Genomic DNA, 24,125 nt, shown 5'->3' with positions numbered 1-24,125 from the left:
TCCCCATCGAGACAACCCGGCCCGAGCCGGGACGGGGGAAGCAGGAGCGGTGCTTCATGGACAGCAAGACGACGGTGCGCGCGGCAGCGGACAAGACTGACTTCACCGGCATCTTTCAACAGGCGCTGACCGCGGGCGCGCTGCCCGGCGAGGTCGCGGATCTCGACGGCGCGCAACTCGCCCAGGCGGCCGCCTATCTCGCCCAGACCGCCTTGCGGCGCCAGCCGGGACACCCGGCCATCGCCATCCAGACCATCGCCGGCAATAGCGACGGGCATCGGCTGATGCGGATCGCGGTGGTCAATGACGACATGCCGTTCCTCGTCGACTCGGTCGCCGCCACCCTCGCCGCCCAGGGCATCGAGATACGCCGGCTGCTCCACCCGGTCGCCGCGATCCGCCGCGACGAGGACGGCCATCTGTCGGCGGTGCTGCCGCAGGGGTCGACCGGCGAGCGCCGGGAATCGCTGATCTATCTCGAGGCCGAGCGCGTCGACGCGCGCGAACGCCAGGAGCTTGCCCAGGCCATCGCCGCGGTGCTGGCGGACGTCCGCGCCGCGGTGCGCGACTGGCCGCAGATGCAGGTGGCGATGCGCGACGATGCCGAAGCGCTGCCCGATGGCGAAGGCGCGGCGCTGCTGCGCTGGATGCTCGACGCGAACCTCACGCTGCTGGGCCATATCGTCGCGCCGGCGAAGGGCGAAGCTCGCGACAAGCTGGGCATATTGCGCGTTGCCGATCGCAAGCTTTGGCGCGACCAGACGGCGAAGGCGGCCCTCGCCTGGTTCGAGCAGGGCGGCGTTGCGCCGTTGCTGGTCAAGAGCGACTGCCGTTCCACCGTTCATCGCCGCTCACCGCTCGATCTCATCGTCGTGCCGGTGCGCCGCGGCAAGGAGGTGATCGCGCTCTCCATCCACGCCGCCTTGTGGACCAGCGCCGCGCTGCGCGCGCCCACCACCGAGATCCCGCTGCTGCGGACCCGCCTCGCCGCGATCGAGGAACGGCTCGGCTTCGATCCGAAAGGCCATGCCGGCAAGTCGCTCCACCACGCCTTGACGGAACTCCCGGCCGACCTGATGCTCACCTTGCCCGCCGAGGCGCTCGAGCGGGTTGCGCTGACCGCGATGTCGCTGATCGACCGCCCTCGCCCTCGCCTGGAGATCGCACGCTCCACCCTGGGCGAGCATCTCATCGCGATCGTCTGGCTGCCGCGCGAACTGCTGACGACGGGACGCCGCGTCGCCATCAGCGAGATGCTGACCGAAGCGTCGGGCGCGACTCTGTCCAACTGGTCGCTGCACCTGGGCGAAGGCGATATCGCCCAGCTTCGCTACATGCTCGATCTGCCGGCCGGCGCGGAGGATCCCGAAAGCGCGCCACTCGACGCGCGGTTGACCGAGATGCTGCGCGGCTGGGAACCCGCGGTCGAGGCGCGACTGGCCGAAATCGAGCCGCACAGCCGGGCGGTGCGGCTTGCGATCGATTATGCCGCAACCTTTCCAAGCGCCTATCGCACCCACTCGAGCCCCGCCGAAGCCGCCAGCGATATCCTGCGGCTGGCGGCGCTGGCCGATGGCGAAGCGCGCAATTGCCGCCTCTATCGCAGCGACAAGGATCCCGAGAACCGGCTGCGGCTCAAAATCTACCGGCGCGGAGGGTTGATCGCGCTCTCCGAGGCGGTGCCCGTGCTCGAGAATTTCGGCTTCCGGGTTCTGGAGGAGATCCCCACGGCGCTCGAAGGTGGCCGGACCGATTTCATCCACGAGTTCCGCGTGGATCTCGCCGATGCCGAGACGGCCGCCCGGCTGCTGGAGCGCAGCGCCATCGCCGAGGCGGCGATCGCGGCAACCCTCGAAGGCCGCGCCGAGAACGACCTGTTTAACGAGTTGATCGTCACGGTCGGCCTTTCTCCCGACGAAGCGGTGCTGTTCCGAGCCTGGTTTCGATATCTGCGGCAGACCGGCTTCGCCTATGGCCTCGGCACGGCCGTCGAGGCCCTCAAGAAGGCGCCCGACGTGGCGCGAAGCATCATCGCCTATTTCCGCGCGCTCCATCATCCGTCGCGCCGCGACAAGGGTGAGGCCGATCGCATCAACGGTGAAATAGAGGCTGGGCTCAAGAAAGTCAGCGCGATCGACGACGATCGCATGCTGCGCCGATATCGCGCCGTCGTCCGCGCGACCCTGCGCACCAACGCCTTCTCGCCAGCGGCCGCGGAAGCGCTCGCGTTCAAGATCGACTCCAGCGGCATACCCGGCCTCCCCGCGCCGTTGCCGTGGCGAGAGATCTGGGTGTATTCGCCGCGGGTCGAGGGCATCCATCTGCGCGGCGGGCCGATCGCGCGCGGCGGCCTGCGCTGGTCGGACCGGCGCGACGATTTCCGCACCGAAGTGCTCGGGCTGATGAAGGCACAGGTCGTCAAGAACGCCGTTATCGTGCCGACCGGGGCCAAGGGCGGATTCTATCCCAAGCAGCTCCCGCCGCCCGGCGACCGCGACGCCTGGCTTGCGGAAGGCACGGAGAGCTACCGGATCTTCATCCGGGCGCTGCTGTCGGTCACCGACAACATCGTCGAGGACAAGGTCGTGCACCCGGCCAAGGTCGTCATCCGCGATGGCGACGATCCCTATTTCGTGGTCGCCGCCGACAAGGGTACCGCGAGCTTCTCCGACGTCGCCAATGCCATTGCGATCGAACGCGGCTTCTGGCTCGGCGATGCCTTCGCCAGCGGCGGGAGCCACGGCTACGACCATAAGGCGATGGGCATAACCGCGCGCGGCGCCTGGGTCTCCGTACAGCGGCACTTCGCGGAAATGGGCGTCGACGTGCAGAATGATATCGTCCGCGTCGCCGGATGCGGCGACATGTCGGGCGATGTGTTCGGCAACGGCATGCTGCTGTCGAAGACGCTAAAGGTGATTGCGGCCTTCGACCATCGACACATCTTCCTCGATCCCGATCCCGACCCGGCGAAAAGCCATGCCGAACGCACGCGGCTGTTTGCGCTGCCGCGGTCCAGCTGGGCGGATTATGACGCCAGGCTGATCTCCAAAGGTGGCGGCATATTCCCGCGCGACCAGAAGGAAATCCCGATTTCGGCGCAGGTGAAGGCCGCACTCGATATCAAGGAGGACGTGCTCGACCCCTCCGCCTTGCTCGCGGCGATCCTGAAAAGCCCGGTCGACCTGCTGTGGTTCGGCGGCATCGGCACCTATGTGAAGGCGAAGTCCGAGACCAACGCCGAGGTCGGCGATCGCGCCAACGAGGCGCACCGGGTCGATGGCGAAGACATACGGGCCAAGGTGATCGGTGAAGGCGCCAACCTGGGCGCGACCCAGGCCGGCCGCATCGCCTTCGCGCTCAAGGGCGGGCGGATCAACACCGACTTCATCGACAATTCGGCTGGGGTCGACTGCTCCGACAACGAGGTCAACATCAAGATCGCGCTCAATCGCGAGATGCTGGAAGGCCGGCTCGGCTTCGATCAGCGCAACGATCTGCTGGAACGGATGACCGCCGATGTTGCCCATATCGTGCTGGAGGATAACCGTCTCCAGACGCTCGCGCTGTCACTTGCCGAACGCGGCGGTGCCGACGCATTGCCATCCCAGCTTCGCGTCGTCGAGATTCTGGAGGCCACGGGCCGGATCAATCGCGGCGTGGACGGCTTCGACAGCAACGACATGCTGCTGCGGCGGGCGCAGGACCATCGCGGCCTCACCCGGCCGGAGCTGGCGGTGGTGCTGTCGCACGGCAAGCTGGCTTTGCAGGATGCGATCGAAAGCAGCGACCGCAACGCCGATCCGATGCTGGCGCCGCTGCTGCACGCCGCCTTCCCCCCGGCAATGCGCAAGGATTACCGCGATGCGATCGATGCCCACCGGCTGCGTCCGCAGATCATCGCCACCAAGATGGCGAACCGGGTCATCAACCGTCTCGGCATCGTCGCCCCCTTCGAGATGGCGGAGGAGGAGGGCTGCTCGCTCGCGCAGGTGGCAGCGACCTATGTGACCGTCGATACGCTGTTCGATCTCGAGCCGCTGTTCGAACGGATCGAGCGCGCCGTCATCGGCGAGCAGGCGCGGCTCACCCTGCTCGACAGCCTCGCCGAGATCGGCCGGTCCCACGTAGCCGACCTGCTTCGCAGCATCGCCCCGGACACAGACATCGGCACGATGGTGGCGATGCTCCGCCCTGGCCTCACCAGGCTGGACAAGGCGCGCGGCGAACTGATCAAGACCGAGGCGCGCCAGCAGTCCGATATGCTGCGCCAGCGGATCGCCGCCGAGGGCGTCGACGCGTCGCTGGTCGAAGCCGTGGTCCGGCTCGCCGAGCTCGACGGGGCGATCGGCACGGCCGCGCTGGCGAGCGAACTTTCGGCTGACGAGGTGGACGTAACCCGCGCCTATGTCGTGCTGGGTGAAGCGCTCGGACTCGACTGGGCGAAGGCGGCGGCGGCGCGGTTCCGCAGCGCCGACGCTTGGGAGCGCCTGCTGGTTGCCGGGCTTACCCGCGAGTTCGGACAGATCCGTCTCGACTTCCTGGCCCGCCGAGGCAAGAACGGCCCGGCCGCGGCCGTCAGCAAGTGGCTGGAGGCGCAGCAGGCACGCGCAGGGCAATTCCGCCAAACCGTCGCCCGCGCCCGCTCGGCTGCCGCGCCGACCGCCGCCATGCTCGCCCAGATCGCCGCGCAGGCGCGCACACTGCTGATGCGGTGAACGTCGCTATTCCGTTTCGCCGCGGCACGGGTAAGAAGGTCAGCCTATGAGCGATGCTACAGAACTGGCGGAAGGCAATGATCGCCGCCTCAACCGCCTGGTAGCGATCACTGTCGTGCTGCTGTCGGTTGCGATGGCGGTGGGCAAGATCAAGGATGACAATATCGTCCAGGCCATGCAGGCCGCGCAGGCTGACAAGATCGATCGATGGGACGAATATCAGGCGACGCGCATCAAGGCGCACGACCAGGGCATCGCCGCCGCGTTGCTCGGTCAGTTTTCCGCCCGAACGGCCCGGCAGGCCGCGCTCGATGCGGCGGCATCGTCGAGACGTCATGAGGACGAGTCAGCCATGCTCAAGCGCCAGGCGATCGAGGCACAGGCCAATTATGACCGGCTGGGCTATCGCGACGATCAATTCGACCTGTCGGATGGCTTTCTCTCGATCGCCGTGGCGGTTGCGGCGATCGCCGCCCTGGTGGAAAGCATGGCGGTGCTCGGCATCAGCTGGGCAGCCGCCGGGTTCGGACTGTTGTTCCTCGTTGCCGGATATGATGGACTACCGATCCACCCCGACCGCCTCGTCTCGTTCCTGACCTGAGACGACGGGGCGCCGGCCTTCGGATCAAAGCCACCGCCATGCCTTCCCGGATGCGCCCCTATTTCAGGATCGCCTCGCGCGTCATCATGTCGCCAAGAATGGTGCGGATCGCGGCGCGGGCCGCCTGCTGCTGCGAAGCCTGGGGCAGCGGGCCGTTGACCTTGGCCATGGTCGCGTAGACCTCGGCCGTCGATCGGTCGAAGGCAGCCATGTTGGCATATTCGGTGAGGAGGAGGATGTCGGGCTCATCCTTGCGCGGATCGGTGACGAGCAGCACCTTGTAAGACAGGATATAGCCCGCTTTCTTGAGCGCCTCCTGCTGCGGTTTCCACGATGTCGAGAGCCAACTCATATAGTCGTCGAAATGGCCATCCACGGTCTTGATCTGGCCGAAGTCCCACACGCTTCCATTCTGGAAGGATGGAGCATTCTCGTCGGCGGCGGCCATGGCGGGAACGGCTGCCGCCAAGGCGAGGGCGGCGAACATCAAAGGCAAGGTGCGCATGTGCTTACTCCATCGATTGGTGGATAATCAGCAAAGCAACGGAAGCTTGCGCCTCTGCAGCGGCAGTGCGCTCGCATCGAATAGTTTCAGGGTGCGCCTTCGCCGCACGATCGTCAACGATCGACCGGCTGCAGGGGGAAGCCAGAACGTTCGTTACGGATCAGACTAGGCGCGGGCCCCTGCGTGACAACTGTACATTTTTGATCAACGCCAGTCTGGATCAAACGATCGCGAAAGCGGCTTCACCTCATGTTGGCACGCCTTGAGAATGAAGCTCCGGCCGCGCGCGAAGGGTTCCCGCGGTCGAGGCGAGCAGTTGGACCAACTGCGCAGCGTAGATATGGCGGATGAACGCGCCGGCACCGTCGGTGAAACATATTGCACCGCGTTCATCGGCTTCTATCAGCCCTTCGGCCCGCGCATCGTCGAACAACCGACGCACGTGGACGCGCGAGATTTCGAAGCGGCGGGCAATCGATGCCACGGGGAGAGACACCGGCTCACGTGGCGGAAAATCGGTCGCGCCGTGCGGGCTGGTCATCAGCATCCAAGCAATTTGCGACCCCGCATGGCGATGCATGAATATCCGGAAATAAGGAGAATCCTGCTGACTGGCGCGCGATGCCCCGAGCAGGCCTTCGCTCTGGATGCGGTTCAGGGTGTCGATGACCTCTGGCCGATCCAAGGCGTCGAGGACGTGCTTCGCCCCCGGCTCGATGATCGCTGCAGCCGATACCGCCGCGCGCAGGTGGCTGGCCCAGGCGCTGTGGAAGCTGGCCGTCGGGACGTAGCGGACCGCTCCGCACCGGCTCTGGTCCTTTGCTGGTTCGATATAGCGGAGATGCAGCAGGTAGAGCAGCACCGATCGCGCCCTTCCCGGACTGAGGAGGCCAGATCTCAGACATATCCGCTTCAAGGCAGGCAAGGTGAGTTCCCCGGCGCCGTGCAGGTATAGTGCCCACATGGCAGCGACATAGCGGCCGGCATCCTTGAAAATTCCGCGCAGGCCGTTGTCGACGCAGATGTCGAGCATGTTCTTGGCCAAGGCACGCGCCGCAGCCTGAAAGCGCGGATGAGCCAGCAAGCGGGAACAACCAAGCAGCGGGGAGCCCCCGAGCGCCTCCCATTCCAGCAGTGCGGTGATGTCGCCGTCGAACATCATCCCAGCCCCTCCCCGGAACACCATATCCCATCCGGAACGAAGCCGGCTGATCCGACACATACAAGTATTTTCGGCACGCGCACATGCGATGGCGTGCCTGAACAGCTTAAGTCATTGTCACGCCGCGTATTGCACGCTTATTGTGGGAGCGCAGGGGACGCTTCGGATCATTTACCGGCCATCGCGCGGAGGTCGGCCATCATCCGCGGCCATTCCCCTCGCCTGCGGCTGACGGGAGGCAACGGCCGATGTGCGTGACTGCAAAGGGGAACGGCTTCGCATGTCCTTTTCACACATGCACCATGAAGCCGATGCCGTTCGGACGGCACCGGCGGGCTAGCCGTTGAGCAGCTTCAACTACATCATGCTCGCCATGGCGAGCATTGCGATCCTCCTGTTCGCGATCCTGCTGGCGATACTGGTACGGCGGACGCGCGGCAGGGGCGGCTTCGAACCGCCCGAGCCCCGGCGCGTATCACCATCACCGCCGCCGCTGCACCCGATGGCCGCCGCGCCCTCAGCGGCGCCCGCGCCCGCGGAGCCTCGCCAGGATCATCCCCTCTATGCGCCATGGCGCTTGATCGAGCGCAACCTGGCCAATTCCGGGTCGGCCGGCGGTCCGCTGTACCGTCTGCGACTGGTGCCCGAGGAGGTCATGCCCACATGGCGCGCCGGCGCCGTCGCGCGCATCTATTGCGGGCCCGCTGCGGAAGTCATCGAGCACCCCGCCTCCGCCGCGGCGCTGGCAGGCGACTATATGATCGGATCGCTTCCGGCCGAAAATGCGGTCGAACTGGTGGTACGGCTGTGCCCCGCCGATGGTCCCAACGCGGGCCGCCGGTCGCGCTGGCTGTGCGAGGACCTTCAGACCGGCCAGCAGGTTGCGCTCATGCTGCGCGAGGAGCCCGACTTCTTGCCGGCCGCCGACGCGGTGCCGCTGATCCTGGTCGGCAACGCCACCGGGCTTGCGGGCTTGCGGGCGCACATCAAATCCCGCCCCCCGGGCACGCGCAACTGGCTGATCTTCGGAGATCGCAATAGCGCCGATGACCATGTGTTGGCGGTCGAGATCGCCGAATGGGTGTCGAGCGGCCACCTCGAGCGCTGCGATCTCGTCTTTCCGGGCGACGGCCAGGAACAACGGCTTGTCACCGACCAGATCGAAGACGCGAAAACGCCGTTGCTCGACTGGGCGCTGGCAGGCAGCGCCATCTATGTCTGCGGGAGCAGATCGATGGGCGATGACGTACATGCCGCGCTGACACGGTTTCTCGGCGACGAGGTGCTTGAAGTGCTGGCAGATGGTGGGCTGTACCGGCGTCTGCTCTACTGATTCAGTCGACCCGGGCCGCCCTGCGGAAAAGCCATACCCTGATCGCGCTGGCAAGATTCGGCAGATCTTCGTCCGCCACCCGTTCCGCGTCGATCCGCGCCACAAGTGCATTCAGCGGCAACGCTTCGTCGGCAGCAGCGCGGACGAGCGCCTCCCAGAAGACCTGCTCCAGCGTGATGGAAGTGGCATGCCCGGCGATGTTGACCGAACGCTTGACCGGACCTGCCACCCCCGGCGCCTCAGTACATGTGCTGGCCGCCGTTGAGCGACATCGTCGAGCCCGTGACGAAGCCCGCATCCTCCGCACAGAGGAAGAGCACCCCGCGGGCGATCTCCTCCGCCTGTCCGAGCCGGCCGACCGGCACTTTGGCAATGATCTTGGCGAGCACGTCCTGCGGTACTGCGGCGACCATGTCGGTGTCGATATAGCCAGGCGCGATCGCGTTGACCGTCACCCCCGCCTTGGCGCCTTCCTGTGCCAGCGCCTTGGTGAACCCATGGATGCCCGACTTGGCGGCGGCATAGTTGACCTGGCCATATTGGCCGGCCTGGCCGTTCACCGAACCGACATTGACGATACGGCCCCAGCCGCGCGCGCGCATGCCGGGGAACGTCGCTTTTGCCATATTGAAGCAACCGCCGAGATTGGTGTCGATCACCGCTTTCCAATCGTCATAGGTCATCTTCAGGATGATGYCGTCGCGCGTGATGCCGGCATTGTTGACGAGGATATCGACGGGGCCGAGCTCAGCTTCGACCTGCTCCACGCCATTGAGGCAGGCCTGATGATCGGCGACGTCCCATTTGTAGCTCTTGATGCCGGTTGCCGCGGTGAAAGCCTTGGCGCGCTCATCATTACCGGCATAGTTGGCGGCGACCGAGATTCCGGCATCTCTCAGCTTCATGCTGATAGCCTCGCCAATACCACGGGTTCCGCCGGTAACGATTGCCACACGCGCCATTACGTTTCTCCCTCAGATTCGAGCCGATGCTAGAACGTCAGGGAACGAAACGAAACCGCGAATAATAGGTATCGTCGCTCGCTGGCGCCTATTTTCCCGCCTTCAGCCAGCCCTCGAGTTCGGCGGCAATCAGCCGCTCCAGCATCGCGACGCCGGCTGCACTGTCGTTGAGGCAGGGCAGGTAAGCGAAGCGCTCCCCTCCAGCAGCGCGAAACTGCTCGCTCCCGCGTATCGCGAGCTCTTCCAGCGTCTCGAGGCAATCGGCTGCAAAGCCGGGCGCGACGACAGCGATCCGCTTGATCCCCTCGCCGCCCAGTCGGGCGAAGGTCGCCTCGGTCGAAGGCTCCAGCCAGCGCGCTCGACCGAAGCGAGACTGGAACGAGATCACCAGATCGCGTCCCAGAGCCTCGCCCAACAGTCTTGCAGTTTTCTGGCAGTGGCAATGATAGGGATCGCCGAGCTCGAGCGTTCGGCGCGGCATGCCGTGGAAGCTTGCCACGAGGACGTCGGGCGTGAAGTCCAGGCCTGCGAGGCTCTCGGAAATCGACGCCGCAAGCGCATCGATATAGACCGGATGGCCATGATAGGGCGGCAGGATCCGCAAGGCGGGTTGCCAGCGCATCGCCGCGATCGCAGCGAAGGCGGCGTCGGTGACGCTCGCGGTCGTCGCGCCGCAATATTGCGGATAGAGCGGCGCGAGCAATATGCGCTCGCAGCCTTGCGCCTTCAGCGCCGCTATCCTCTCGGCAATTGCCGGTCGGCCGTAACGCATCGCGTGATCGACGATCACCTCGCCGCCCCATTTCTCGCGCAACGCCGACGCCTGCCGAGCCGTTATCGCGGCCAGCGGCGAACCGGCCTCGGTCCAGATCTGGGCATAGGCATGCGCAGACTTCCGCGGCCTGACGTTCAGGATGATACCGCGCAGGATCGGCTGCCAGAGCAGCGACGGAATCTCGACGACGCGCTTATCGGACAGGAACTGGGCGAGATAGCGGCGCACCGCTGGAGCGGTCGGGGCATCGGGCGTGCCCAGGTTGACGATCAATACGCCGATCCGCGGCGCCGGCACCGCGGGATGCCGGTCGGGAGAGGGGGTCATGCGTCGGACAGCCTCAGCGGAAGGTGGCGCAAACGCTTGCCTGTGGCCGCGAAGACCGCGTTGGCTATCGCGGGTGCAACCGGCGGCACCGCGATCTCTCCGACGCCACCAGGCGGCAGATCCGAGGGGATGATCTTCACGCGTATTTCCGGCGTGTCGGTGAGATAAGGAAGGCCGAGACCATCGAAATTCTGCGCGTCCACCTTTCCATCGCGCAGAGAGATCGCGGTGCCCAGCCCATTGCCGAGGCCCCAAACGATGCCACCCTCGATCTGCTGCCGGACGATATCGGGATGGATCACCCGGCCGACATCGGCAACCGCCGTAATGCTCGACACCCTGATCTGGTCGCCCTCGATCCTGGCCTCGGCGAGAACCGCGACATGGCTGCCGAAACAACTATGTACCGCCAGCCCCTGCCCGATGCCCGGCTCGCCGCCCTGCCACGCCCCGACCGAAGCCGCCATCTGCAGGCAGCGCGCAAGCCGGGGCTGCTGGCCCAGCGCCTGCATCCGGAAGGAAAGAGGATCGAGCCCGGCGCTCAGCGCCAGCTCGTCGATGAAGCTCTCGGTGAAGAAGGCGGTATAGCTGTTGGCGACCGACCGCCATAGGCCGGTCGGTACGCCGGTCGCGACCGCGGCGTGGTCGATGGCGAGCGCAGATATCGCATAGGGCGGCTCCGCACCCGTGATCGCGCCGCGCTCCGGAGCGTAGCTTGGCTTGGCGGACTTGCCCATCAAGCGGTCGACCATCTCCGATGTCGTCGATGGAGCCGCGATCTTGGCCGACCAGGCTGCGATGGAACCGCCTGGCCCCACCCGCGCTTTCATCCGCGCCAGCGCGGGAGGGCGGAAGCGACTGTGCTGGATATCCTCGCGACGAGGCCAGATCAGCTGGACCGGCTTGCCGATCTTGCGCGCGATGATCGCAGCCTCGACGGCGGCATCGACTTCGCTCTTGCGGCCAAATCCGCCGCCGACAAGCGTAGGGTAGATAATGACCTGATGCTCGGCCAGGCCGACGGCTGACGCGACCGCGGCACGCGTCAGCGGCACGGCCTGCAATGGAGCCCAGATTTCGAGTTCGCCATCCTTGACACGCGCCGTGGCGGTCAGCGTCTCCATCGGCGCGTGCGCCAGCATCGGCACCGAATAGCTCGCACTGACCACGCCTTGTCCGCTGAGCGCCGCGTCGGGATCGCCACGCTCGCTGAAGCGCTTGAAGTCGCTGCTATCGAGAGCCGCTGCCAGCGCCCGCGAGACAGTGCGGTCGTCCGGCCGCGGTCCCGCTGTCTCGAACTCCACGGCCAACGCCTGCAAGCCGCGATCCGCAGCCCACCAGTTGGTCCCGACCACGGCAACCCAGCCTGGATTGGTGACCACCGCCATCACCCCCGGCGCGGCCTCGGCATCGGCGGTCGTCATCTTGACAGGACGCGCGCCGCCATAGGGGCCATGTGCGATGGAGGCATAGACCATGCCGGGCAGGCGAACATCCGCGCCGAACTGGGCCGACCCGTCGACCTTCGCCGGCAGGTCCAGCCGAGGCACCGGCTGACCGACCAGCGTCCGCTCGGCCGCCGTCCTCAGCGTCACCGGATCGGGTGGCGAGAGCCGGGAGGCGGCCTGGGCCAGTTCACCGAAGCGAAGCCGGTCGCTCCCGCGCACGACGAAGCCTGCCTCGGTGTCGCAAGCTTTCCAATCGATGCCCCAGCGCTCCGCGGCCGCCATGCACAACAGGCTGCGCGCGACCGCTCCCGCCTCGCGCAATCGGCCTTCGAAGTTACGGATCGAGGAGGAGGCGCCAGTCATCGTCAGGTTGAGCCGCATAGCGATCTCGCGCGCCGCCCAGTGGCCAACCCCCTGCATCCAGCCAGGCAGGCGATGCTCGACTTCCATGTCGATCGGCATGCTATCGGCATAGAGCGGGTTGATCGGCGCCGGTTCCACACCGACGGTCCGCCAGTCGGCGCCCAGTTCATCCGCCAGGATCTGCGGCATCGCGGTGTAAACGCCCTGCCCCATCTCCGCCTGCGGCACCGCAACGACGACCCGTCCGTCTGCGCCGATCTTGAGGAAAGCATTGAAGACGCTCTCACCGGGCGCCGCGACCAGGTTTGGAGCATAATGCCGCGGCCACACCGCCCAGCCCACCAGCAGGCCCGCCGCAGCCCCGCCGCCGACCAGCAGCTTGCGTCTGGTGATCCCGCCGGCCTTGCCCGGCTCCCTCTCCCGATCGACGCGTTCGTGCATGGCGGCATGATAGGGAGCCGCGCAAGAGGATGCCAGAGCAACTTCCTCCTCAACGGCGTTGAAGAAGCCGCTCCACTGGCGCATGAGCGCGGGCATGTCGTTGCTGTCCCGACCCGCCGCCGCTTCCCCGCGCCCTCGCGCGCTCGCCAACTGGCTGCTGTTCGTCGCGGCGCTGGTGTTCGCGATCGTCGTGGTCGGCGGGATCACCCGGCTAACCGAGTCGGGCCTTTCGATCACCGAGTGGAAGCCAATCCGCGGCATCGTCCCGCCGCTGAACAAGGCCGAATGGCAGGCCGAGTTCGAGAATTACAAGACGATCCCGCAATATACCGCCTTCAACCTCCACATGACGCTGGAGGGGTTCAAATCGATCTACTTCTGGGAATATCTCCACCGGCTGCTCGCCCGCGGGATCGGCTTCGTCCTCGCGCTGGTGATGCTCGCCGCGTGGTGGAAGCGTGCCATCCCGGCCGGCTATGGCTGGCGGATGATCGCGATCTTCGCGCTCGGCGGACTGCAGGGCCTGATCGGTTGGTGGATGGTCTATTCCGGCCTGTCGGCACGGACCGAAGTCAGCCATATCCGGCTTGCCACGCATCTCCTCGCGGCGCTCCTGATCTTCTCGGCGCTGCTGTGGACCGTCCTCGACCTTCGCCGCCTCGCCCGCGATGGCAGCGCCGGGCCGGCCCGGGTCCCTGGCCTCGCCCTCGCCGCGCTGCTGATCCTGGCGGTGCAGATCATGTTGGGCGCTTTCGTGGCCGGACTGCGCGCCGGCTATGCCTTTGCGAGCTGGCCGAAGATGGGCGAGGACTGGTTTCCCTCGGGAGGATGGAACCCGGCGCTCGGCTTCGCCAACCTCTACGACAATCCAATCGTGGTGCAGTTCGTCCATCGCTGGTGGGCCTGGGCCGCCGCCATCGCCGCCCTGGCCGTTGCCGGCGCCGCCCGAAGCAAGGGCGCCAAGGGGCCGGTTTACGCTGTCGCCACCTTCATTGTCCTTCAGATCGGCCTTGGCATCGCCACGCTGATGACCGGAGTAGACCTGCATGTCGCCATCGCGCATCAGGCGGTGGCGGTGCTGCTGCTCGGGTCGCTCCTATGGGCGGCGCACAGCCTCACAGCACCTAAAGGTATTATAATACCTCATTAAAATAAGCCCATTTTGCTTGACTTATTTGGCCCCCATGCGCATTAGCGCCCGGTCAACGCCGTCCTTTGCCGGGCGGCGTCATTCGTTTGTGAAACAAGAAGGTCCAAGCCCATGAAGGCGCTGATGAAGACCACCAAGGTGGCGACACCGCATACGGTGGAAAAGAAGTGGCACATCGTTGACGCGGAAGGGCTGGTCGTCGGCCGCGCCGCTTCGATCATCGCCAACATCCTGCGTGGCAAGCACAAGGCGAGCTACACGCCGTTCATCGATTGTGGTGACAACGTCATCATCATCAATGCCGAGAAGGTTCGCTTCACCGGCAAGAAGCTGAGCCAGAAAGTCTATTATCGCCACACCGGCTATGCCGGCGGCATCAAGGAAGCCCACGCGGACAAGATCCTCGAGGGCCGCTTCCCCGAGCGCGTGCTCGAAAAGGCGATCGAGCGCATGATCCCGCGCGGCCCGCTGGGCCGCCAGCAGATGCGCAACCTGCGCATCTTCAAGGGCACCGAGCATCCGCATGAAGCCCAGAACCCCGAAGTCCTCGACATCGGGTCGATGAACCGCAAGAACAAGGTGGGCGCATAATGTCCGATAACCGCCAGTCCCTTTCCGATCTCGCCTCGCTGACGGGCGCGCCTGTCGAGCCCGTCGCCGCCGGCGAGTCCGTTCCGGCCTACACGACCGACGAAGGCCCCGCCGCTCCGGCGCCGATCGTCTCGACGATGCCGCTGCGCGAGCAGATCATCGACGCGCAGGGCCGCGCTTATGCCACCGGCCGCCGCAAGGACGCCGTCGCCCGCGTGTGGATCAAGCCGGGCACCGGCAAGATCACGGTCAACGGCCGCGACCAGGAAGTCTACTTCGCGCGTCCGACGCTGCGTCTCGTCATCAACCAGCCGTTCGGTGTCGCCGAGCGTCAGGGTCAGTATGACGTGATCTGCACCGTCAAGGGCGGTGGCCTTTCCGGCCAGGCCGGCGCGGTCAAGCACGGCATCAGTCAGGCGCTGACCAAGTACGAGCCCATCCTGCGCGCGCCCGTCAAGGCCGCCGGTTTCCTGACCCGCGACAGCCGCGCGGTCGAGCGCAAGAAGTACGGCCGCGCCAAGGCACGCCGGAGCTTCCAGTTCTCGAAGCGCTAAGAGCGATATCAGGCCGGCCTATGCCCGGCGGCTCGGAGAGCGCGGCGTTGGACAACGCCGCTCCGGGCAACTGCTCCAAACGATACGGGCTGCCAGCAATGGCGGCCCGTTTTCGTTTCCGGGCCTCGGCGAGGCCTTGATCAGGATCTACGCGATCGAAGCGTCAGCCCTTCGGCTTGGTGTAGGGCACGAACTCACCAAGACCCAGCGTCCCGGTCGGGAAGAACATGCTCGGGTCGAGCAGCCGCACGATATCGATGCTGCACAGGTCGCTGCTGTGCGTATCCGTCAGCAGCACGTCGTTGCGATCGAGAAAGTCCGCACCGCTTCTAGGACGGTTCACATACAAGGTGCTGCCGACCCTGTAGAGGATCGCCGTCCGCTCGAAGATCTGGCTGGAATCGATCCGGTGCAGCGGGATGCAGTTGACCGGCTTTCCCGCGACCCGCCCGTCCAACGCCTTGGCGAGCCGGGCTTCGGCATCTACCCTGGCCGCCTGGACCGGGATCGATGCCGCCATCAATATACCGCTTATCAGGCACAGTGTAGCGCGCATGGCACATTCTCCATTGATGCTGGCAATATGGGGTTCAGCAACTGAACTGACAATGACCAGACGGAAGCGCGATCAGATTCCCTTGGCGAGCTATTTCCTTGCTCTCCGATGAACGCCGGAACCGGGTCGTTTCTAACCCGTTGCAATAGATAATTATGGAGGAGTTCTCGTCATGAACAAGTTGCTAGCAGTGGGGGGAGCGGTCTTGCTCACGGTCGGCACAGCCATGCCAGCCTCGGCGCAGAGCGCGCCGCATATCCTGCGCGGCGCGGGCATCGGCGCAGCCGGCGGCGTGGTTGCCGGTGCGCTGATCCCCGGCCTGTCGGTGGGCGAAGGCCTGTTGATCGGCGGCGCGGGCGGTGCGCTGTACAATACGGTGATCGATAAGGGCCATCATCGGACCTATCGCAGCCGCAGCTACGCCTCGTCGCGCAACCACGCCTCTGCCCAGACGTCGACGGCGCCACGCTATCGCAGCTATCGCCACAACTGATCCGGAAGGAAGCGATGAGCGCCAGGCCAGCGCGGGCGACCATTCTCCTCGCGCTGGCGCTTGCCGCTACCCCCGGCAGCGCAGGCGCACGCAAGCCGACCATCCCGCCACCTCCGACTGGCGAACTGCTGCTGGACATGGCCGACCCGGTCATCGTGTTGGAGGTCGGCCGGGTGACGCTGAGGCTGCGCGTCGGCCTTGAGCAGAAAAGACTGATCGAGCTCAATCCCGACGCAGCCGAACGACTGCGCACCGATCCGCCCGATCGCAGCTTCGCCTTCGAGCCGGGCTTCGAGGCGCAGGTCGGGCGGGAGACGCTCAAGGGGATCCAGGCGACCGTTCCGGTCACCATCAACGACAGGAAAATGATCGTCCAGGTCGCCTCGCATGGCCGCGCCTGCTGTGTCGGCGTCGATGGCGAGATCGGCATGGGGCTGCTGCCATATGCAACGATCCACTTCGTGCGCGCCGGCGCAGGCGACCCGGGCCGCAGGGCCGATTTCCTGATCGACGACGACAGCGAACATGGCCCACAGGCGACCATATTGGTCGGATCCACGCCGATGTTCGTCCAATTCTCGCTCGAGCGGCCGGACAGCGTCGCAACGGCATCGGCTGGTGCGATACTGGCCCAGGCCCATGGCGGACGACTCGACGCGACCGGCAGCCCGACCGTGGCAGCCTTCGGCGTAGAACGCCCCACCGCCACGCTGAGCTTCCCGCGGCGGGTCGACGTCGCAGGCTTCGGCTTCGACAGGCTGCCGGTGCGGATTGCGGACTTTGCCGGCCGGTTCGATTTCCCGGCCGATCCGACGGAGCCGGGCGACATCGTCGTCAAGAAGAAAACGGAGCAGCAGGCCGCATGGCCTGTGGTAATGATCGGCCGCGACCGGATGGACCGCTGCAGCGAAGCGCTGTTCGACACCGTCGCGCACCGGCTGACGCTGCGCTGCGCCTTCGATGGAGCGACCTGAATGCGCTGGCCGACGAGGCTTTCGCTGATACTCAGCCTCGTCGCCGGCGCATCGGCGGCGTTTCCGGCCGGACGCGAACAGGCTCTCAATGCGCGTGTCTTCGATCGCGTCTGGACGCTGGTCGCCGATCGTTACTGGGATCGGTCGATGGGCGGCAACGACTGGGAGGCGATCCGCGAGAAATATTATCCCAGGGCACTGGCCGCGCGCGACCAGAAGCAACTCTACGCCATTATCAACAACATGCTCGACCAGCTCGACGACAGCCATGTCTACGCGACACCGCCGGGCGACATCGCCATATCGCACGAGCCTGCCGAAGATCGCGACCTGTTACCTGGCCGGCGGTTGGCCCGGATGCCGGGCGGCATCTTGCTGCTCGCCTTCGATCAGTTCGATCCGGGCGATGATCGCTGGATTGCCGACGCCATCGCCGGCACCGCCAACCTCAGCGGCGTGATCCTCGACCTGCGGGACAATAGCGGGGGACGCGACGACGTCCTCGACAAAGTCGCCGGCCTGTTCACCCCGAGACGCGAGGTGCTGATCCGCCTTGCCGGCAAGACCGTCATCGAGGAAAAAACACGCGGCGCAGGGCCGCTGGCCTATCTGGGCCCGCTCGCCGTGATCGTCGGTCCGCACACCGCCAGCGCCGCGGAGATCCTCGCCTTCTTCCTCGACGAGAGGCGGCATGCCTATGTGGTCGGCGAGCATAGCGCAGGCGCGGTCACTGGCGGAGTCGACTATCGCCTGCCCGGCGGTGGCCAGCTGACGGTCGCCGAATATGATATCCGCACCGCCAGCGGCACGCGGCTGGAAGGCAAAGGCGTCACACCGCGATACCGCGTGCCGACGAACAAGGCGCCACATGACCTGGCCCTGGCAAAAGCGGTGGCGCTGATCAGGGGTGCGGGGGCCAAGGCTGAGGGTTAGGCGCTTGAACTCCAATCCTCGCCATGCTCATGCGGCTGCATGACGATCCGCTCCCTCTTCGTGACGCGCCTCTACGAGGCGATGATCGACAAACCCGATCTGCTCGCCGAACTCGATCATTCGGTGAGAATGCTCGCCGCGGATGACCGCGCCGGCAGGACATGGTCGAAGGCGCATGGCTATCGCGGCTACACCTCCTATGCCTCGCTCGCCGACCTGCCGTCGCGCGATCCGGTGTTCGCCGACCTGGTCAAGCTTCTCAACGGCCATGTCCGCAGCTTTGCCGAGGCGTTGCACCTCGATCTGGCGCGGCGCCTCAAGCTCGACAGCCTGTGGGTCAACCTGCTGAAGCCCGGTGGCAGCCATTCCGGCCATATCCATCCCCACAGCGTCGTGTCGGGCACATTCTATGTCAGCGTGCCGCCAGGATCGGGCGCGCTGAAGCTGGAGGACCCGCGCCTGCCGCTGATGATGGCGGCGCCGCCGCGCACGCCCGACGCGCCTGAAGACAGCCGCAGCTTCGTCTATGCCGAGCCGCGCCCAGGCATGGTGCTGCTGTGGGAGAGCTGGCTGCGGCATGAGGTGCCGGCCGGCGACGGCAAGGGCGAGAGGATCAGCGTCAGCTTCAATTATAGCTGAGCAAGCCCGATGCTTCACGCCGGCGAGCGTTGCCTCAGCGTTGCGGCGCGACCAGCGCAAACTGGGCGCCCTGCGGATCCTGGGCATTGACGATCCACATCCCGCCGGGAACTTCCTGGGGGCCGTGCAATATCTTCCCGCCATTTTCGGTGATGCGCGCGCCGGCCGCGTCGATCGCATCGACATGGAAATAGAACAGCCAATAGGGCCTGGCCGCGCCAGGATCGTTGAACATCGCTCCGCTGGTGACGCCAGAGGCAGCGCCCTCGGGCGCCGGCTCCTGCGCGATCATCTGATATGTGCCCATCGCGCCCATCTCCATGGCATCGGTCTTCGACCAGCCGAATAGCGACGCGTAGAAGGCGAAGCCCGCTGCCCAGTCGCTGCTGTGCAGTTCGTGCCAGTCGACCCCGCCGACCGTGCCCATCGGTACCGGCGGCATGCCTGGTCCGTCGGGCTGGAGGAAATTGAAGATCGCGCCCTGCGGATCGGCGACGATCGCGAAGCGGCCGACATTCGGGATCATCTCCGGCTCGCGATGCACCGAACCTCCGGCCGCGCGAACGCGCGGGAGCGCTGCATCGATATCGGTGACATGGATATAGCCGACCCAGCAGGGCTGCAGCCCATGCGCCGCGGCCTCGGCCGGGATCGTCATCAGGCCGCCCACGCCGCGCCCGCCGGCCTCGACGATCGTGTAGGGATCGGTCGGGTCTCCGAAGGGCTGGAGCGTCCAGCCGACCACCTCGGAATAAAAGGCTTCCGCCGCCGGCCGGTCGCTCGTCATGAGTTCGTACCAGAAAAATCTGTTAGACATATGCTGTCTCCCTTCAGGCGTTGGCCGCGGCGCGCTCGATCGTCGCGATGTCCAGCTTCACCATGCGAAGCACCTCGCTCATCACCGCCTTGGCCTTGGCGGGATCGGACATCATCTCTCCGAAATTGTCGGGGACGATCTGCCAGTGCAGGCCGTAGCGATCCGCCAGCCAGCCACATTCCAGTGGCTTGCCGCCTTCAAGCAAGGCATCCCAGACCCGATCGAGCTCAGCCTGCCCGCGCGCGCCAAAGGCCATCGATACCGCGAGGCTATGCTCGGCGTCGATGCCGCCGTTCAGGGCCTGGAATTTCTGCCCGGCGAGGGTGAACTCCACCAGCATCACCGACCCCTGGGCACCGCCCGGCGTGTCGATGGGGCTCTTGTGGACGGCATCGATGCGCGAGTCCGGCAGGATAGATGCGTAGAATCGGGCAGCTTCCTCGGCCTGATCCTTGAACCACAGGCAAGGCGTTATCCGCGACACGGCTTCTCCTCCTCGGCGCTCCGGGTGGCGCGCGCACCCTATCCCTACTCCACCCTGCGTGACAGGTCTTTGCGACGTCCGGTGATTGCATCACGCCGAAGCTTGATGACCGTCTTGCCCTTATATTCGGCTTCCCCGAAGCGCGCGAAGCCAAGCTTCTCTGCAACCCGGAGCGAAGGCGCGTTTTCGGGATTGATGATGCAGACGGTACGACCGGGGCCGAGCTTTGCCTCGAACCAGTGCAGCATCGCCGTCGCCGCCTCGGTGGCATAGCCGCGGCCATGGACGTCGCTTGCCAGCATCCAGGCGAACTCGGGGTGGCTGTCGAAATCCTCGCCAAGTCCGCGGTGGAAATCTGCGAGCCCCACTTCGCCGATCACCCGCCCCGATGCCTTCTCCTCCACGATCAGAAGGCCGTAGCCGAGCAGCGCCCAATGACCGGCGAACCGCATCAGCCGATGCCAGCTGTCCTCGCGGCTCATCGGCGTCCCGTAGATTAACCGCACTGCTTCGGGATCGCTGGTCAGTTTACAGCAGGCCTCATAGTCGTCGAGCCGATGCGGCCTCAGGATCAGCCGCGGCGTCTCGAGCACCGGCCCCATCGTCACTCGACGATTTCACCGGCATCGACGCCCCAGATATGGTCGACCTCGATATAGCCGGTCTTGCCGCCCGCATCGAAAAGGCACCAGTTGCTCTCGCATTTGCTGATCTTGCCGACCACGCCCGGTTCGGCGCGCCAGTTGAGACGTGCGGTGCTGCTGGGCTCCGCGAGCATCTGGGCGGGACTGTCGCCGGTCACCACCGCGGTCCGCTGGGCGCTCAGCAGCGTGGCGAGCATCCAGCCCTCGGTGCCATCCTGCTCCCGGATCCGGCGCCAGTTGCCATAGACCTGAAGCACTTTCACCGGCAGGTCGCGGCGGCGATAGCGCCACGTGGCGGGGTATGTCCGTTCGGGACCGGTCCGCATCAGCGCGTCGCCGGTCGCGATCGATGCCCAATAGGGTGTTTTGCGTTCCTGCGCCTCGGCTGCGCCCGCGACAGCCAGCATGCCGAGCATCGTGCAGCCCAGTTTGTTCAATGCAATTCCCCATTCACGAACCTGGGTGCCATAGTAGAGTCCCGCGGTCGCCGTTCAAGAGTCGAGACGCCCCGCTTGCGCTATGCCGCAGGCAGGATTAGCGACAGGCCATGGTCGAGCCTGAACGCCCCCGCCGTCCCAAGCTGGTCGTCACGCGCCGCCTGCCTCCGCAGGTCGAAGCGCGGATGAACGAATTGTTCGACGTCGAACTGAGCGAAGACGACCTGCCGCTGAGTGCCAAGGGGCTGGCTGGTGCCGCGGCGCGCTGCGACGTGCTGGTGCCGACGATTACCGACCATGTCGATGCGGCGGTGATCGCTGCCGGCAAGGGCCGGCTCCGGCTGATCGCCAACTTCGGCAATGGCGTCGACCATATCGACCTGCGTGCCGCCCGGGCAGCGAACATCATCGTCACCAACACGCCCGGCGTCCTCACCGAAGATACCGCCGACATGACGATGGCGCTGATCCTGTCGGTGCCGCGGCGGCTCGCGGAAGGCGAGAAGCTGGTGCGATCGGGCAACTGGACCGGCTGGAGCCCCGCTGCGATGCTCGGCCACAGGATCAACGGCAAGCGCCTCGGCATCATCGGCATGGGCCGGATCGGCCAGGCGGTCGCGCGCCGCGCACGTGCCTTCGATCTGACGATCAGCTATCATAATCGCCACCGCCTGCCCGAGGTCGTGGAGCAACAACTGGCGGCGCGCTACGAGCCCGATCTCGACAAGCTTCTGGTCGACAGCGACATCGTCTCGATCCACTGCCCGCACACGCCCGAGACCGAGAATCTCCTCGACGCGCGGCGCGTCGCGCTGCTGCCGCAGCATCTGTACCTGATCAACACCGCGCGCGGGCCGATCGTCGACGAGGAGGCGCTGATCCAGCGGCTTGAACGCGGCGAGATCGCAGGCGCGGGCCTGGATGTGTTCGCGCATGAGCCGGCGATCGACGCGAGACTGCTCGCGCTCGATAATGTCGTGCTGCTGCCGCACATGGGCTCGGCCACCTTCGAAGGGCGCGCCGCGACCGGCGAGCGCGTCATCGCCAATATCAGGCAATGGATAGACGGCGATCGCCCGCGCGACCAGGTGCTCGAAGGCTGGCTCTAATCGCCAAGATGAACGGCGGCGTCAGGCCCTGTTCAGTCCCATCCCGGTACAAAAACTACGCCAGATGAACGCCGGAACATTGTGCAGAAGGCCACGTTCTCTGACGCAGCATTACTGGAAGGGAAGATGTCATGAAGACGAACAAGTTCATCGCAGCGGCGGTCGCCCTGTCCGTAGCAGGTACCACCGCGCCGGCGTTCGCGCAGAGCGCGGGCCACATTCTCCGCGGCGCGGGCATCGGCGCAGCCGGTGGTGCTGTCGCTGGCGCCGTAATTCCTGGCCTTTCGGTCGGTGAGGGTGCGCTGATCGGCGGCGCCGGCGGTGCGGTCATCAACTCGCTCGACAAGAAGCATCGCTATTATCGCGACAGTTATGGCCGCAAATATTGGGTCGATAAGCACGGCCGCCGCCACTACAAATAAGGCCGACCCAGAAATGAACAGGGCCGCTCCAGACGGGGCGGCCCTTTTCGGTTGCAGGTCGGAATCGAGGCTGCGCTCAGCTCTTGATCTTCCACCCACGGGCGAGCGCCGCATAGTTGATCCAGGCCAGCAGCGCATTGAGCGCCAGCAGGCCGAGCGCGCCGACCATGATCGGCGAGTCGGTGGTGCCGAGAAACCCGTAGCGGAAGCCCGAGATCACATAGAAGAATGGGTTGGCGTGGCTGACCGCCTGGAAGCCCGCGTGCAGGCTGTCGATCGAGTAGAAGGTTCCCGACAGCAGCGACAGCGGGCCGACGACGAAGTTCTGGATCGCGGCAGCATGATCGAATTTGTCGGCCCAGATCGACGTCAGCACGCCGACCAGGCTGAGCAGCACCGCCCCCATCAACCCGAACCACATCGCTACCAGCGGATGCGCCGGCACCACATCGACGCCTGGCCAGAACAGCATCGCGATCCACAAGGCAGCGCCGACCAGCACCGCGCGGGTAACCGACGCGCCGACCAGCGCCAACAGCATTTCGCCGGTGGACAGCGGCGGCATCAGATAGTCGATGATCGTGCCCTGCATCTTGCCGACCAGCAGCGAGAAGCTGGCATTGGCGAAGGCAGCGTTCATCATGCCCATCACGATCAGGCCCGGCGCGACGAAGGTCGCGAAGGGATGACCCATCACCTCGCGACCGCCACGACCCAGCGCGACGGTGAAAATCACGAGATAAAGCAGGGTCGTGAAGGCTGGCGCCCAAATAGTCTGCAGGTGGACCTTGAAGAACCGCCTCACCTCCTTCACATAGAGGGCTCGCATTCCCCCCCAGTTGAAGAACGGGATAATCGGCTCGCCTGGCGGAGGGATCATGTTTTTTTTGGGCTGGTCGCTCATGGGCATTTCGCCTATCGGCTGACCGCCCCGCCTGCAAGAGCCTGGGGTCGCCCAGATGCGGGCAAGACCGAGGTAGACCATGTCCTGGACCGACGAACGGATCGATCAGTTGAAGCGCCTCTGGGGTCAGGGGATGACCGCCAGCCAGATTGCCGATGAACTGGGCGGCGTCAGTCGCAACGCCGTAATCGGCAAGGCGCATCGCCTCGGCCTCGAAGCACGGCCTTCGCCCGTCAAGGGCGGCGAGGCGCCGGCGAGCGGCATTCCCGCGACGCCGGCCACAGTTGCCGCCCCGCCCGCGCCCGAGAAGATCGTGGCAGCGCCCGCGCCGCGCCCGGCGCCCGCCCCCGTAGCGCCCGCGCCCGCCGCTTTGGTTCCGCCGCCCGAGCGTCCTGCAGCGCCGCAGGTGATGGTGCGCTCGATCGGCCCCGGCGGCTTCCAGCGCCAGACTCCGGGCGAGCAGACCGCACCGATCCAGCCGGCCCCGCCGCGCCGCCTCGTGCCGGCCAAGCCGTCGGCCGACATGGCCGGCAAGACCAGCCTGCTCGATCTGAACGACAAGATCTGCAAATGGCCGCTCGGCCATCCCGGCGAGCCCGATTTCCATTTCTGCGGCGAGGTCATCAATCCCGGCTTCCCTTATTGCCTCGAGCATTGCTCGATTGCCTATCAGGCGCAGCTGCCCCGCCGCGACCGCCGCCCGCCGCCGCCGCTGCCGTTCGGCGGCCCGCGCGTGCGCTGATTTCGTAGCCCTTTCCTGCAAAGGAGGGGGCTGCGAAGAAG

25 protein-coding genes are annotated in these 24,125 nt (G+C 65.9%); 13 read left to right on the top strand and 12 right to left on the bottom strand.

The window, feature by feature from the left end; translation table 11 throughout:
* The first annotated feature begins 56 nt into the window (after positions 1-56).
* Together AC1DPF_RS02940 and AC1DPF_RS02935 are read left to right on the top strand one after the other, a co-directional pair.
* The gene (locus AC1DPF_RS02940) at positions 57-4,718 is read left to right on the top strand and encodes an NAD-glutamate dehydrogenase (protein WP_477959611.1); all 4,662 of its coding nucleotides are present in this window, start codon (positions 57-59) and stop codon (positions 4,716-4,718) included.
* A gap of 46 nt (positions 4,719-4,764) precedes the next feature.
* Positions 4,765-5,319, top strand: a complete 555-nt coding sequence (locus tag AC1DPF_RS02935) for a DUF4337 family protein (RefSeq protein WP_477871909.1) — start codon at positions 4,765-4,767, stop codon at positions 5,317-5,319.
* A 58-nt stretch (positions 5,320-5,377) separates the two neighbouring features.
* Here AC1DPF_RS02935 and AC1DPF_RS02930 read toward each other — a convergent pair whose 3' ends face one another.
* Positions 5,378-5,824: a hypothetical protein gene (locus AC1DPF_RS02930; RefSeq protein ID WP_477871911.1), complete on the bottom strand. Its 447-nt coding sequence runs from the start codon at positions 5,822-5,824 to the stop codon at positions 5,378-5,380.
* A 247-nt stretch (positions 5,825-6,071) separates the two neighbouring features.
* Positions 6,072-6,986, bottom strand: coding sequence for a hypothetical protein (locus tag AC1DPF_RS02925; RefSeq protein WP_477871913.1), 915 nt, complete (start codon positions 6,984-6,986; stop codon positions 6,072-6,074).
* A 343-nt stretch (positions 6,987-7,329) separates the two neighbouring features.
* Between AC1DPF_RS02925 and AC1DPF_RS02920 the strand changes: the two genes are divergently transcribed.
* A complete protein-coding gene (locus AC1DPF_RS02920) occupies positions 7,330-8,319 on the top strand; it encodes a ferredoxin reductase domain-containing protein (RefSeq protein ID WP_477959609.1) in 990 nt (329 codons plus the stop codon).
* A gap of 1 nt (position 8,320) precedes the next feature.
* Here AC1DPF_RS02920 and AC1DPF_RS02915 read toward each other — a convergent pair whose 3' ends face one another.
* The 4 genes from AC1DPF_RS02915 to AC1DPF_RS02900 all read right to left on the bottom strand — a co-directional run bounded on the left by AC1DPF_RS02915 (position 8,321) and on the right by AC1DPF_RS02900 (position 12,635).
* Positions 8,321-8,548 carry a ribbon-helix-helix domain-containing protein gene (locus AC1DPF_RS02915; RefSeq protein WP_477871917.1) on the bottom strand — a complete coding sequence of 76 codons (228 nt, stop codon included), beginning with the start codon at positions 8,546-8,548 and terminating at the stop codon, positions 8,321-8,323.
* A gap of 10 nt (positions 8,549-8,558) precedes the next feature.
* Complete coding sequence (gene phbB, locus AC1DPF_RS02910) at positions 8,559-9,281, bottom strand: acetoacetyl-CoA reductase (RefSeq protein ID WP_477959607.1); 723 nt, start codon at positions 9,279-9,281, stop codon at positions 8,559-8,561.
* Positions 9,282-9,369: 88 nt separating this feature from the next.
* Positions 9,370-10,383, bottom strand: coding sequence for a ferrochelatase (gene hemH / locus AC1DPF_RS02905; RefSeq protein ID WP_477871921.1), 1,014 nt, complete (start codon positions 10,381-10,383; stop codon positions 9,370-9,372).
* Entirely contained in the window at positions 10,380-12,635 is a 2,256-nt protein-coding gene (locus tag AC1DPF_RS02900) for a xanthine dehydrogenase family protein molybdopterin-binding subunit (protein ID WP_477959826.1), read from the bottom strand. Before AC1DPF_RS02900 ends, hemH begins: the two co-directional genes overlap by 4 nt.
* An 82-nt stretch (positions 12,636-12,717) precedes the next feature.
* On the opposite strand from AC1DPF_RS02900, the gene AC1DPF_RS02895 reads away from it, so the two are divergent.
* From AC1DPF_RS02895 to rpsI, 3 genes are all read left to right on the top strand, one after another.
* Positions 12,718-13,785 (top strand): COX15/CtaA family protein, encoded by a 1,068-nt coding sequence (locus AC1DPF_RS02895; RefSeq protein WP_477959605.1) that lies wholly within the window; start codon positions 12,718-12,720, stop codon positions 13,783-13,785.
* Positions 13,786-13,896: 111 nt separating this feature from the next.
* Positions 13,897-14,376 (top strand): 50S ribosomal protein L13, encoded by a 480-nt coding sequence (gene rplM, locus AC1DPF_RS02890; RefSeq protein ID WP_477871925.1) that lies wholly within the window; start codon positions 13,897-13,899, stop codon positions 14,374-14,376.
* Positions 14,376-14,930 carry a 30S ribosomal protein S9 gene (gene rpsI, locus AC1DPF_RS02885; RefSeq protein ID WP_477959603.1) on the top strand — a complete coding sequence of 185 codons (555 nt, stop codon included), beginning with the start codon at positions 14,376-14,378 and terminating at the stop codon, positions 14,928-14,930. Before rplM ends, rpsI begins: the two co-directional genes overlap by 1 nt.
* Before the next feature lie 163 nt (positions 14,931-15,093).
* Here the strand turns inward: rpsI and AC1DPF_RS02880 are convergent, their stop codons facing one another.
* Positions 15,094-15,486, bottom strand: coding sequence for a hypothetical protein (locus AC1DPF_RS02880; protein WP_477871929.1), 393 nt, complete (start codon positions 15,484-15,486; stop codon positions 15,094-15,096).
* A gap of 172 nt (positions 15,487-15,658) precedes the next feature.
* Between AC1DPF_RS02880 and AC1DPF_RS02875 the strand changes: the two genes are divergently transcribed.
* Genes AC1DPF_RS02875 through AC1DPF_RS02860 form a run of 4 tightly spaced genes read left to right on the top strand, consistent with a single transcriptional unit; the run spans position 15,659 to position 18,525 of the window.
* Complete coding sequence (locus AC1DPF_RS02875) at positions 15,659-15,979, top strand: hypothetical protein (RefSeq protein WP_477871931.1); 321 nt, start codon at positions 15,659-15,661, stop codon at positions 15,977-15,979.
* 14 nt (positions 15,980-15,993) lie between these two features.
* Positions 15,994-16,953, top strand: a complete 960-nt coding sequence (locus AC1DPF_RS02870; protein ID WP_477871933.1) for a hypothetical protein — start codon at positions 15,994-15,996, stop codon at positions 16,951-16,953.
* A complete protein-coding gene (locus tag AC1DPF_RS02865) occupies positions 16,954-17,886 on the top strand; it encodes a S41 family peptidase (RefSeq protein WP_477871935.1) in 933 nt (310 codons plus the stop codon). It abuts the gene before it with no gap.
* A 39-nt stretch (positions 17,887-17,925) separates the two neighbouring features.
* On the top strand, positions 17,926-18,525 hold the full coding sequence (locus tag AC1DPF_RS02860) for a TIGR02466 family protein (protein ID WP_477959601.1): 600 nt from the start codon (positions 17,926-17,928) through the stop codon (positions 18,523-18,525).
* A gap of 34 nt (positions 18,526-18,559) precedes the next feature.
* Here AC1DPF_RS02860 and AC1DPF_RS02855 read toward each other — a convergent pair whose 3' ends face one another.
* From AC1DPF_RS02855 to AC1DPF_RS02840, 4 genes are read right to left on the bottom strand one after another with little or no spacing between them, the layout of a single operon-like run.
* A complete protein-coding gene (locus tag AC1DPF_RS02855; RefSeq protein WP_477959599.1) occupies positions 18,560-19,342 on the bottom strand; it encodes a VOC family protein in 783 nt (260 codons plus the stop codon).
* 13 nt (positions 19,343-19,355) lie between these two features.
* Positions 19,356-19,826 (bottom strand): VOC family protein, encoded by a 471-nt coding sequence (locus AC1DPF_RS02850; RefSeq protein WP_477959597.1) that lies wholly within the window; start codon positions 19,824-19,826, stop codon positions 19,356-19,358.
* A 44-nt stretch (positions 19,827-19,870) separates the two neighbouring features.
* Positions 19,871-20,428 (bottom strand): GNAT family N-acetyltransferase, encoded by a 558-nt coding sequence (locus tag AC1DPF_RS02845; RefSeq protein WP_477959823.1) that lies wholly within the window; start codon positions 20,426-20,428, stop codon positions 19,871-19,873.
* Positions 20,429-20,430: 2 nt separating this feature from the next.
* On the bottom strand, positions 20,431-20,907 hold the full coding sequence (locus AC1DPF_RS02840) for an SH3 domain-containing protein (protein ID WP_477871943.1): 477 nt from the start codon (positions 20,905-20,907) through the stop codon (positions 20,431-20,433).
* A gap of 110 nt (positions 20,908-21,017) precedes the next feature.
* Here AC1DPF_RS02840 and AC1DPF_RS02835 point away from each other — a divergent pair, with 110 nt between their 5' ends.
* Positions 21,018-22,016, top strand: a complete 999-nt coding sequence (locus AC1DPF_RS02835) for a 2-hydroxyacid dehydrogenase (RefSeq protein ID WP_477871945.1) — start codon at positions 21,018-21,020, stop codon at positions 22,014-22,016.
* A gap of 131 nt (positions 22,017-22,147) precedes the next feature.
* Positions 22,148-22,438, top strand: a complete 291-nt coding sequence (locus AC1DPF_RS02830; RefSeq protein WP_340313374.1) for a hypothetical protein — start codon at positions 22,148-22,150, stop codon at positions 22,436-22,438.
* A gap of 76 nt (positions 22,439-22,514) precedes the next feature.
* Here the strand turns inward: AC1DPF_RS02830 and AC1DPF_RS02825 are convergent, their stop codons facing one another.
* Positions 22,515-23,342, bottom strand: a complete 828-nt coding sequence (locus AC1DPF_RS02825; protein ID WP_477871947.1) for an ABC transporter permease — start codon at positions 23,340-23,342, stop codon at positions 22,515-22,517.
* Between the two features lie 79 nt (positions 23,343-23,421).
* On the opposite strand from AC1DPF_RS02825, the gene AC1DPF_RS02820 reads away from it, so the two are divergent.
* Entirely contained in the window at positions 23,422-24,084 is a 663-nt protein-coding gene (locus AC1DPF_RS02820; RefSeq protein WP_477871949.1) for a GcrA family cell cycle regulator, read from the top strand.
* Positions 24,085-24,125: the final 41 nt, after the last annotated feature.

Source organism: Rhizorhabdus sp. P4_G6 (genome assembly GCF_056401045.1).
Note: the sequence above shows the minus strand (reverse complement) of the source record. Positions and strands in the feature narration are given on the sequence as shown.

Bases quoted from the DNA above. Each gene is read 5' to 3' on its own strand.
- AC1DPF_RS02940 (WP_477959611.1), top strand. From the start codon at position 57: ATGGACAGCAAGACGACGGTGCGCGCGGCAGCGGACAAGACTGACTTC.
- AC1DPF_RS02935 (WP_477871909.1), top strand. From the start codon at position 4,765: ATGAGCGATGCTACAGAACTGGCGGAAGGCAATGATCGCCGCCTCAAC.
- AC1DPF_RS02930 (WP_477871911.1), bottom strand. From the start codon at position 5,824: ATGCGCACCTTGCCTTTGATGTTCGCCGCCCTCGCCTTGGCGGCAGCC.
- AC1DPF_RS02925 (WP_477871913.1), bottom strand. From the start codon at position 6,986: ATGATGTTCGACGGCGACATCACCGCACTGCTGGAATGGGAGGCGCTC.
- hemH (WP_477871921.1), bottom strand. From the start codon at position 10,383: ATGACCCCCTCTCCCGACCGGCATCCCGCGGTGCCGGCGCCGCGGATC.
- AC1DPF_RS02900 (WP_477959826.1), bottom strand. From the start codon at position 12,635: ATGCACGAACGCGTCGATCGGGAGAGGGAGCCGGGCAAGGCCGGCGGG.
- AC1DPF_RS02895 (WP_477959605.1), top strand. From the start codon at position 12,718: ATGAGCGCGGGCATGTCGTTGCTGTCCCGACCCGCCGCCGCTTCCCCG.
- rplM (WP_477871925.1), top strand. From the start codon at position 13,897: ATGAAGGCGCTGATGAAGACCACCAAGGTGGCGACACCGCATACGGTG.
- rpsI (WP_477959603.1), top strand. From the start codon at position 14,376: ATGTCCGATAACCGCCAGTCCCTTTCCGATCTCGCCTCGCTGACGGGC.
- AC1DPF_RS02880 (WP_477871929.1), bottom strand. From the start codon at position 15,486: ATGCGCGCTACACTGTGCCTGATAAGCGGTATATTGATGGCGGCATCG.
- AC1DPF_RS02875 (WP_477871931.1), top strand. From the start codon at position 15,659: ATGAACAAGTTGCTAGCAGTGGGGGGAGCGGTCTTGCTCACGGTCGGC.
- AC1DPF_RS02870 (WP_477871933.1), top strand. From the start codon at position 15,994: ATGAGCGCCAGGCCAGCGCGGGCGACCATTCTCCTCGCGCTGGCGCTT.
- AC1DPF_RS02865 (WP_477871935.1), top strand. From the start codon at position 16,954: ATGCGCTGGCCGACGAGGCTTTCGCTGATACTCAGCCTCGTCGCCGGC.
- AC1DPF_RS02860 (WP_477959601.1), top strand. From the start codon at position 17,926: ATGACGATCCGCTCCCTCTTCGTGACGCGCCTCTACGAGGCGATGATC.
- AC1DPF_RS02855 (WP_477959599.1), bottom strand. From the start codon at position 19,342: ATGTCTAACAGATTTTTCTGGTACGAACTCATGACGAGCGACCGGCCG.
- AC1DPF_RS02845 (WP_477959823.1), bottom strand. From the start codon at position 20,428: ATGGGGCCGGTGCTCGAGACGCCGCGGCTGATCCTGAGGCCGCATCGG.
- AC1DPF_RS02835 (WP_477871945.1), top strand. From the start codon at position 21,018: ATGGTCGAGCCTGAACGCCCCCGCCGTCCCAAGCTGGTCGTCACGCGC.
- AC1DPF_RS02830 (WP_340313374.1), top strand. From the start codon at position 22,148: ATGAAGACGAACAAGTTCATCGCAGCGGCGGTCGCCCTGTCCGTAGCA.
- AC1DPF_RS02825 (WP_477871947.1), bottom strand. From the start codon at position 23,342: ATGAGCGACCAGCCCAAAAAAAACATGATCCCTCCGCCAGGCGAGCCG.
- AC1DPF_RS02820 (WP_477871949.1), top strand. From the start codon at position 23,422: ATGTCCTGGACCGACGAACGGATCGATCAGTTGAAGCGCCTCTGGGGT.